The sequence below is a fragment of the Planococcus circulans genome, assembly GCF_020023385.1.
Classification (GTDB): domain Bacteria; phylum Bacillota; class Bacilli; order Bacillales_A; family Planococcaceae; genus Planococcus.
Window position 1 is genome coordinate 110,745 of sequence record NZ_JAIQCL010000010.1, and the last position, 9,301, is coordinate 120,045.

General features: G+C 48.1%; 7 protein-coding genes. All 7 read left to right on the top strand.

Annotated features, from left to right (window positions below):
• Positions 1-13 precede the first annotated feature (13 nt).
• The 7 genes from dnaE to K8U60_RS15845 all read left to right on the top strand — a co-directional run bounded on the left by dnaE (position 14) and on the right by K8U60_RS15845 (position 9,037).
• Positions 14-3,070, top strand: coding sequence for a DNA polymerase III subunit alpha (gene dnaE, locus K8U60_RS15815; protein ID WP_263298715.1), 3,057 nt, complete (start codon positions 14-16; stop codon positions 3,068-3,070).
• 113 nt (positions 3,071-3,183) lie between these two features.
• The gene (locus tag K8U60_RS15820) at positions 3,184-3,834 is read left to right on the top strand and encodes a FadR/GntR family transcriptional regulator (RefSeq protein ID WP_223642312.1); all 651 of its coding nucleotides are present in this window, start codon (positions 3,184-3,186) and stop codon (positions 3,832-3,834) included.
• On the top strand, positions 3,818-4,690 hold the full coding sequence (gene accD, locus K8U60_RS15825; RefSeq protein WP_223642314.1) for an acetyl-CoA carboxylase, carboxyltransferase subunit beta: 873 nt from the start codon (positions 3,818-3,820) through the stop codon (positions 4,688-4,690). Before K8U60_RS15820 ends, accD begins: the two co-directional genes overlap by 17 nt.
• A complete protein-coding gene (gene accA, locus K8U60_RS15830; RefSeq protein WP_223642322.1) occupies positions 4,683-5,651 on the top strand; it encodes an acetyl-CoA carboxylase carboxyl transferase subunit alpha in 969 nt (322 codons plus the stop codon). The genes accD and accA overlap by 8 nt, the downstream gene beginning before the upstream one ends.
• Before the next feature lie 177 nt (positions 5,652-5,828).
• The gene (gene pfkA / locus K8U60_RS15835) at positions 5,829-6,788 is read left to right on the top strand and encodes a 6-phosphofructokinase (RefSeq protein WP_223642325.1); all 960 of its coding nucleotides are present in this window, start codon (positions 5,829-5,831) and stop codon (positions 6,786-6,788) included.
• 22 nt (positions 6,789-6,810) lie between these two features.
• The gene (gene pyk / locus K8U60_RS15840; RefSeq protein WP_223642327.1) at positions 6,811-8,571 is read left to right on the top strand and encodes a pyruvate kinase; all 1,761 of its coding nucleotides are present in this window, start codon (positions 6,811-6,813) and stop codon (positions 8,569-8,571) included.
• A 79-nt stretch (positions 8,572-8,650) separates the two neighbouring features.
• Positions 8,651-9,037, top strand: coding sequence for an FxsA family protein (locus K8U60_RS15845; protein WP_223642329.1), 387 nt, complete (start codon positions 8,651-8,653; stop codon positions 9,035-9,037).
• The last annotated feature ends 264 nt before the right edge of the window (positions 9,038-9,301 follow it).

Genomic DNA, 9,301 nt, shown 5'->3' on the forward strand with positions numbered 1-9,301 from the left:
GAGTAGTGTGTCAATGGTTTATCCGCATATAAGCACATCGGCTGATTTGCTAAAAAGCACGGTGCGCCTTGACGAACTTTTCCCGTATTTGAAAGAGCAGGGAGCCGCTTCAGCCGCAATCGTCAACACCAAACTATATGGCATTCTCCCATTTTGGGAAGCGTGCCGCCGTGCCGGCATCCATGGGGTGATCGGCCTTTCGGCATTTATCGAGTTTGAAGAACAGCAGTATCCGGTGGTTTTCTATGCTCAGTCGAATAGCGGCTACGGGAATCTGTTGAAGATTTCCAGCGCCCTTTCGACAAGAGATAAAGAGGCGATACCGGAACAATGGCTGAAAGCCTATCGGAACGGCTTGATTTGCGTGGTTCCAAACAAACCCGAATGGCTGCTGACAGATCGCAGTCCTGTATTCCGATACATAAAAGAGTTGTTCGGTTCAGCAGCATTCGGAAGTTTAGAGCGGCCTGGTGGGATTTCATCTGAACAGGAACAGGCATTTGCCGAACTCTGTGATCAGGCAGAACTGCCGATCATCGCATCGCATGAAAGCCGTTATCTGCATCAGCAGGATGCCTTTGCCTATGAAGTGGCATCCGCAATCGGCCAAGGCCTGAAGATGAATGATCCGGAAAGGAAAAAGCCTGAGCACACCCATGCATATGTCCCAAGCCGCCAGGAGTTCGAAACCTGGTTTGCCGATCAACCGGAATGGCTGGAGCGTACGGCCCAAATGCTGAAGAGCTGCCAGGTGACGATTCCCATGGACCGCCAACTGCTTCCGGTGTTTCCGTTGCCGGCAGAAACCGATAAAGCAATTTTTATTTCAGAACTCTGCAAATCAGGGTTGGAAGAGCGGGTTCCAGGCTATTCACAAAGCTACCAGGAACGACTGGATTATGAACTGTCGGTGATCGGGACGATGGGCTTTATCGATTATTTCCTGATTGTTGCAGATTTCATGAAGTATGCGAGAGACCAGGATATTCTGACAGGTCCGGGCCGTGGATCTTCTGCCAGTTCGCTGGTTGCCTACTCATTGAAGATCACGGATGTAGATCCAATTGAACATGGGTTGCTGTTTGAACGGTTCCTGAATCCGGAGCGGATTACACTGCCGGATATCGACATTGATTTTGCCGATTACAGACGTCATGAAGTGGTGGACTACGTAGCGAAAAAATACGGTGCAGTCCGAACGGCGCAGATTATTACATTCGGCACCTTATCAGCCAAAGCAGTTGCCCGGGATACTGCCCGTGTTTTCGGCTTCGAAGCAGAAGAACTTGAAGCCATTTCAAAAATGATTCCGAACCGGCCAGGCACGACGCTGCGCTCTGCCTTAAAAGAGTCTCCAGCTTTGAACGATTGGATCATTGAGCGGGAAGAACGCAAATCCTGGTTCAAGACAGCTTTGAAATTGGAGGGCCTGCCGCGCCATGCCTCCACCCATGCAGCAGGCGTGATTTTAAGTCCGTCGCCGTTAGTTGACCATGTACCGATCGAAAAAGGCCATGAAGGCATTTATTTGACGCAATGGCCCATGCAGGAACTGGAAGCGATCGGTCTGCTGAAGATGGACTTTCTGGGGTTGCGTAATTTGACGATCCTGGAGCAGATCCGCGGTCTGGTGTATTGGGATACTAAAAAACGCGTCGACTACCGGAGCATTCCGCTCCAGGATGCAGACACCTATAAGTTGTTGGCTTTGGGTGATACGACCGGGGTTTTCCAATTGGAGTCCGACGGCATGCGGCGTGCGCTCCAGCAGATCAAACCAACAGCCTTTGGGGACATTGTCGCGGTCAACGCGCTGTTCCGGCCAGGCCCGATGGAATTCATTCCTTTATACGCAAGACGGAAACATAAACAGGAAGCTGTAAAATATGTCCATCCGATTCTCGAGCCGATTTTAAGTGAAACTTATGGCGTCATTGTCTACCAGGAGCAGATCATGCACATTGCGGCGAAGATGGCCGGTTTTTCGCTTGGGGAAGCCGATCTGTTGCGCCGTGCTGTCAGCAAGAAGAAACGTGAAATTCTGGATGAAGAACGGGCGCATTTCACCCGCGGAGCCAAAGCCAAAGGATTTACTGAAGCCGAGGCATCGGAAGTCTATGATTTGATCGTCCGTTTTGCCGATTACGGCTTTCCGAAAAGCCATGCTGTCGCTTACAGCCTCATTTCATATCAGTTGAGCTATATGAAGACCCATTATCCGGTCTACTTCTATACAGGCCTATTGACCAATAGCTCAGGCAATGCCGAAAAGACCAAACAGCTGTTGCAGGAGATAAAAGAAAAGAAAATTCCGCTGCTGCCGCCTTCTGTCCAAAGGAGCCGCCATTCGTTTTCAGTTGAAGATGGCCAGATCCGGATTGGCTTGAACGCGGTAAAAGGCGTGCCGGGAACGACCGTGAAAGCTTTGATGGGTGCCCGGGAAGATGGTCCGTTCACCAGCCTGTTCAATATTGCCGAGAGGATTTCGGCTTTGCATTTTAACCGGAAATCGTTTGAACCGCTGATCAAAGCAGGAGCGCTTGATGATTTCGGCTATGACCGGGGAGTTTTATTGGCTTCGCTGGATAGCGCCATCAAGCATGCAGAGCTCGTCAAGCCGAATGAAGATCCCGGATTGTTTGATGATATGGGATCGAGCTTCATGAAACCGAAATACACAAAAGCAGCAGAGCTACCTGAAAGCCTGAAACTCGATTTCGAAAAAGAGGTCTTTGGGTTTTATTTGTCCAAGCATCCGATTGAACGCGAGAAAGAAGAGCGCCAAAAATCCTTCGTTGAGCTGAAACTGCTGAAGACGAAAAAGGACCGGGAATCTGTGAGGGTACTGGGCATGGTGGAAGACATCAAACGGATCCGGACGAAGAAAGGGGACGCGATGGCCTTTCTGACGTTGATGGATGAAACAGGTCCGGCTTCCATTACTTTGTTTCCGGTGGAGTATGCCAAATACAACCTTCTTCTGGAACCGCATGCCATCCTTGAAATCCAGGGCGTAGTCGAAAATCGCAACCAAAAAACAGCTATTATCTGCAAAAATATCGAAACCTGACTGCTTTTCTAAAAGAAAAGCAGTTTTTTCTTTACGTGGCACTGTTTTTTTTGTAAGGTATAGGATATGAGTGGCCAGACCACTTTCAAAAAAATGGGAACTGAGGAACTGTCATGAATCAATCGAAACGATATTTGGATATAGTACGGGACATTCGTGATATGATTCGGCAGGAAAAAATCAAGCCGGGTGACCGGATTCCATCTGAAAGGGAACTGGCTGAAACCATGCAAGTCGGCCGCTCGACTTTACGGGAAGCGCTGCGCAGTTTGGAGTTATTAGGGTTGATTGAAACCCGCAGAGGCGAAGGAACTTTCCTGTCTGACCACAGAAACCAAAAATTAGTTGAAGTCCTGTCAACTTTCGTTCTACAGGACAATCAGTCACATGAGGATGTTTGGGAAACGCGCCTGCTCCATGAGGTCGCGGCCATCCAGGCAATCTGCCGAAACGAAGCAGCCAGCCAAATGAAAGTTTGGGAGAGTTTGCGGCTTCGTCTTGAAGATGAAAGTTTTCTGCGGGAAGACTTTGTCCGGGAACTGATGGTATTGTCCGGCAACCGTTTATCATTGAAAATCTGGTTCTTGCTGAAGCAATACAGCGGAAATCCATACGACGGGACCGTTTCATCCGAGGAAATTGGCAGTATGAACGATATATTGGCAGCAATTGAACGACAAGACGCAGATACAGCCATTCATGGGTTCAAGGCTTGGAGTGAATGGCTGCAAAAGGAGAGAATACGCAATGGCAATGATTCGTGATATTTTTAAACGCAATAAAGACAGCAAAGAAGCAACTATTCCTTCGAAATCTGCCAAAGATGTTCCGGAGGGATTGATGACCAAATGTCCTTCCTGCAAGGAAATCACTTTGACAAAAGAGTTGAAGAAAAACAATAAAGTTTGCCCGAAATGTGATCATCATTTCAAGATGACCGCTTATGAGCGCATAGACAGTCTGCTGGATGAGGGAAGCTTCGAGTCGATGGATGACCATTTAAAATCGGAGAATCCGCTCGGTTTTCCTGGCTATACGGAAAAAGTTCAAGCAGACAGCGAAAAAACCGGTTTGAACGAAGCTGTTTTGACGGGATCCGGTAAATTGCAGGGGCAGGATATCGTTCTCGCTGTGATGGATTCCCATTTCCGGATGGGGTCAATGGGATCAGTTGTGGGGGAGAAGATTACGCGTGCAATTGAGGCGGCTACTGACCGCAAATTGCCGTTCATCATTTTTACAGCAAGTGGCGGAGCACGTATGCAAGAAGGTGTCCTGTCTTTGATGCAGATGGCGAAAACCAGCGTAGCCCTTAAGCGCCATAGCAATGAAGGCCTGCTTTTCGTATCGGTCCTGACACATCCGACAACAGGTGGGGTGTCGGCAAGTTTCGCATCAGTAGGAGACATCAATATCGCTGAACCGAAAGCATTGATCGGTTTCGCAGGTCGACGCGTCATTGAACAAACGGTCCGCGAGAAATTACCGGAAGACTTCCAGACAGCGGAATTCCTGTTGGCTCATGGCCAATTGGATGCAGTCGTCCATCGTGCTTCCATGCAGAAGACATTAGCGACGATTGTGCATCTCCATACGAAAGGGGCTGTTGCAAATGGCTAAGAAGAATGGAAAGAAATCGATGCCTTTTGAAGAACCGCTCATCCAGCTGAGAACAAAGATTTCAGAGCTGAAAGAATATACAGCAACTGCAGAAGTGGATTTGAATTCCGAAATCAAGTCGTTGGAAGACCGGTTCTCCAAACTTGAAGAAGAAATATACGAGAACATGAAGCCTTGGGATCGCGTACAAGTAGCCCGCCACCCGGAGCGGCCGACAACGCTCGATTACATTCCGATGATTTTCAATGATTTCATTGAATTGCACGGAGATCGCCTATACGGGGATGACGCCGCGATTGTCAGCGGAATCGGCTCTTTCCATGGCCAGCCGGTCACGATCATTGGCCATCAGCGTGGCAAGGATACGAAAGAAAATGTCAGACGGAATTTCGGCATGCCGCATCCCGAAGGTTACAGAAAAGCATTGCGGCTCATGAAGCAGGCAGAGAAATTCAAGCGCCCGATCATTTGCCTCATTGATACAAAAGGCGCCTACCCGGGTAAAGCAGCCGAAGAGCGCGGCCAAAGTGAAGCGATTGCGCGGAATCTCGTGGAAATGGCTGGGCTGGAAGTTCCTGTCCTGTCCATCGTCATCGGAGAAGGCGGAAGCGGCGGCGCGTTGGCGCTGGGTCTCGGCAATCAGATCTTGATGCTGGAGAATTCGACATTCTCTGTCATCTCTCCTGAAGGAGCAGCTTCGATTCTATGGAAGGATTCGGCTCTTGCCCAAACAGCGGCGGAAGCAATGAAGATCACGGCTCCAGATTTGCTGGAGATGAAAATAATTGAACACATGATTCCAGAAGTTCGCGGCGGTGCCCACCATGATCCAAAAAGACAGGCTTCCATCATTTCAGAAGCGATCAGACGCTCTCTCGAGGAATTGAATGGCATGACCGGTCAGGAACTGATCGACCAGCGGTACCGGAAATTCAAATCAATCGGTGTATTCAGTGAGTGAAGGAGGACCGCCTCGGCGGTTCTTTTTGTTTTCAAAAAATAATGGAGTGGACTGAATCATTGAAACCACCCTGGTGTGTGCAACAAAATCTTAACATAGTTAGGGTCTATTCAGGACTGACAGTAGCGCTTTGGCGTGGTAAGGTAAACAGAGTAAATGGACTGCAGGAGGGGTATTATGAAGAAAATTGGAGTATTGACAAGCGGAGGGGATTCACCGGGCATGAACGCTGCTGTCCGGGCAGTTGTCCGTAAAGGGATTTTTCATGGCGTAGAAGTGGCTGGCGTTTATTCCGGGTATCAGGGATTGATCGAAGGCAATATCAAAACGCTGGAAGCAGGCGATGTCGGCGACATCATCCAGCGTGGAGGCACGAAGCTTTACTCTGCGCGCTGCGAAGAATTCCGCACCAACGAAGGCCAATTAAAGGCGATTGAAAACATGAAAAGAGAAGGTCTTGAAGGACTGGTGGTCATCGGTGGAGACGGATCTTACCGCGGAGCGATGGCTTTGACGGAAAAAGGGTTTCCATGTGTCGGCGTTCCAGGAACCATCGACAACGATATTCCGGGGACTGATTACACCATCGGTTTTGATACGGCATTGAATACAGTCATCGAAGCGATCGATAAAATTCGCGATACGGCGACAAGCCATGAGCGGACATTCATTGTGGAAGTGATGGGACGGGACGCTGGCGATCTGGCATTATGGGCTGGCCTTGCCGGTGGAGCAGAAACCATTCTGATTCCGGAAGACACCTATGATATCGATGACATTATTGACCGTCTGCAAAAAGGCCGCAACCGCGGAAAGCGCCATAGCATCATCATCGTGGCTGAAGGGGTCATGGGCGGCAACGAACTTGCCGACCTGATCAAAGAAAAAGCGGATATTGAAACGCGTGTTTCAGTACTTGGCCATATCCAGCGTGGCGGTTCACCGACAGCGCGAGACCGTGTTCTGGGCAGCTTATTTGGTGCCCGAGCGGTGGAAGTTCTGCTTGAGGGTGTCGGAGGGCGAGCTATTGGCATGAAGAATCATCAGGTGGTAGACTATGGTATGACAGAAGCATTCACTGCTGAGCACAATGCTGATATGAGTTTATATACCCTATCCAAAGAACTATCAATTTAAAACGGTAAATGGAGTGAGCCTATTGAGAAAAACAAAAATTGTCTGCACAATTGGACCGGCAAGTGAATCACCGGAACTATTAGAACGTTTAATCGAAGCGGGGATGAACGTCGCCCGTTTAAACTTTTCACACGGTAATCATGAAGAACACGCTTTGCGCATCAAACGCATCCGTGAAGCGGCTGAAAAAGCCGATAAGATTGTCGGAATCCTGCTGGATACGAAAGGGCCGGAAATCCGGACCCATCAAATGGAGAACGATTCGATTGAATTGGTGACTGGCCAGAAAATCGAAGTTTCCATGACTGAAGTATTGGGAACTGCTGAACGGTTCTCGATCACTTATGAACAATTGATCGAAGATGTTGATACGGGATCAATCATTCTGTTGGATGACGGATTGATTGAGTTGCGTGTTGAGAGCCTGGACAAAGAGAATGGCATTATCCATACAATCGTTGAAAACGCTGGAACACTAAAAACTAAAAAAGGCGTCAACGTACCAGGGGTTTCGGTTCAATTGCCGGGAATCACTGAAAAAGACGCACAGGATATTTTATTCGGCATTGAGCAGAACGTCGACTTTGTAGCGGCTTCCTTTGTCAGAAGAAGTTCGGATGTCATGGAAATCCGCGGCCTGCTTGAAAAGAACGGCGGCTCGCATATCCAAATCATCCCGAAAATCGAAAACCAGGAAGGCGTCGACAATATTGATGAAATCATCATGGTTTCCGATGGCTTAATGGTTGCACGTGGAGATTTGGGTGTGGAAATTCCAGCGGAAGAAGTGCCGTTGGTTCAGAAATCATTGATCGATAAATGCAATAGCGCCGGAAAACCGGTCATTACCGCTACACAGATGCTCGATTCCATGCAGCGCAACCCGCGTCCGACACGTGCAGAAGCAAGTGACGTCGCCAACGCGATTTTTGACGGAACTGATGCGATCATGCTTTCCGGTGAAACGGCAGCCGGCCTCTATCCAATCGAATCGGTTGAAACGATGCACCGCATCGCAGAAACGACGGAAGCTGCTTTGAACTACAAGCAGATCGTCTCGACCAGAAGAAAAGAAAAAGAATCGAATATGACAGAAGCCATTGGCCAAGCTGTTGCTTATACAGCTTTGAACTTAAAAGTTCAAGCCATCATTGCTCCGACTGAAAGCGGCACAACTGCCAAGATGATTTCCAAATATCGTCCGGGAGCACCGATAATTGCGGTGACCTCTTCAGATCGGCCAGCACGGAAGCTATCTTTGGTATGGGGCGTTCAACCAATCGTCGGAACTTCAGTGGAGTCGACGGATGAGCTGCTTGAAAAAGCGGTGGATGAAAGCTTGAAGCATGGCTATGTGAAACACGGAGACCTTGTTGTCATCACTGCAGGCGTCCCGGTTGGCCAAGCGGGTACGACCAACCTGATGAAAGTGCACGTAATCGGAGACATCCTTGCAAAAGGCCAGGGAATCGGCAAAACTGTCGCTTTCGGTGAAACGGTAGTTGTCAGAAATGCAGAAGAAGCATTGGCAGTCGATGTAGAGGGCAAGATCATCGTCACCATCGGCACAGACCGTGAGATGATGCCAGCCATCAATAAATGCGCGGGAATCATCACTGAAGAAGGCGGATTGACAAGCCATGCCGCAGTTGTCGGCTTGAGTCTTGGGATTCCGGTCATCGTCGGTGTCAAAGAAGCAACTTCACTGATCAAGAACAGCTACGATATTACGATGGATGCGGAATCAGGCATTGTTTACCATGGCCATGCCAGTGTCCTATAATCAGAAGTCTGGACAATGAAGAAAGAACTGGAAGTTATACTTTCTTAAGTTATAACAAACAGTAAGGAGGCCGGTTAAAATGATGAAGTGGATTTTTCTGGCGTTAATTATTGTACCGTCTCTTGAATTGGCCCTGTTGATTTGGGCAGGAGGCAAGCTTGGATTCTTTGTTACGATGGCAATCATTGTATTGACCGGTTTAATCGGGGCTTTTCTTGCCAAGAAACAAGGCATAAAAGCATTAAAAGACATTCAAGAAGGTATGAACAGTTTTCAGGCTCCTGGAGATCAATTATTGAATGCGGCATTCATTCTGGTGGGCGGTGTTTTGCTGCTGACACCTGGATTTATCTCTGATGCAGTAGGGTTCACCATGCTTTTTAGCCCGACCCAGAAGATGTATAAGCCATTCATTTATCGATTGATCCATAAAAAGATGAAAAATACCCGGGTTATCGTAGGATAATCCCGGGTTTTTCTATCATTTTTCAAAGGAAATTTAAATTCTATAAGCGTTTCCATTCACAAATTCTACAAAGTTGATTATAATGGCTAAGTAAGGAAATAAAAACAGAAGTTCATACACGCAGATGAGACATCATTCTGCATTTTTTTTTGGAATGATGAATTAGACTGAAGAAGGAGCGATTTAAATGACATCGTCAAAAGGTTTAGAAGGTGTAGTAGCAACCCAATCCGCCATCAGCTCGATCATTGATGACACACTTAC

Coding starts and splice junctions, on each gene's coding strand:
- K8U60_RS15820 (WP_223642312.1), top strand. CDS start 3,184: ATGAATCAATCGAAACGATATTTGGATATAGTACGGGACATTCGTGAT.
- accA (WP_223642322.1), top strand. CDS start 4,683: ATGGCTAAGAAGAATGGAAAGAAATCGATGCCTTTTGAAGAACCGCTC.
- dnaE (WP_263298715.1), top strand. CDS start 14: ATGGTTTATCCGCATATAAGCACATCGGCTGATTTGCTAAAAAGCACG.
- pfkA (WP_223642325.1), top strand. CDS start 5,829: ATGAAGAAAATTGGAGTATTGACAAGCGGAGGGGATTCACCGGGCATG.
- accD (WP_223642314.1), top strand. CDS start 3,818: ATGGCAATGATTCGTGATATTTTTAAACGCAATAAAGACAGCAAAGAA.
- K8U60_RS15845 (WP_223642329.1), top strand. CDS start 8,651: ATGATGAAGTGGATTTTTCTGGCGTTAATTATTGTACCGTCTCTTGAA.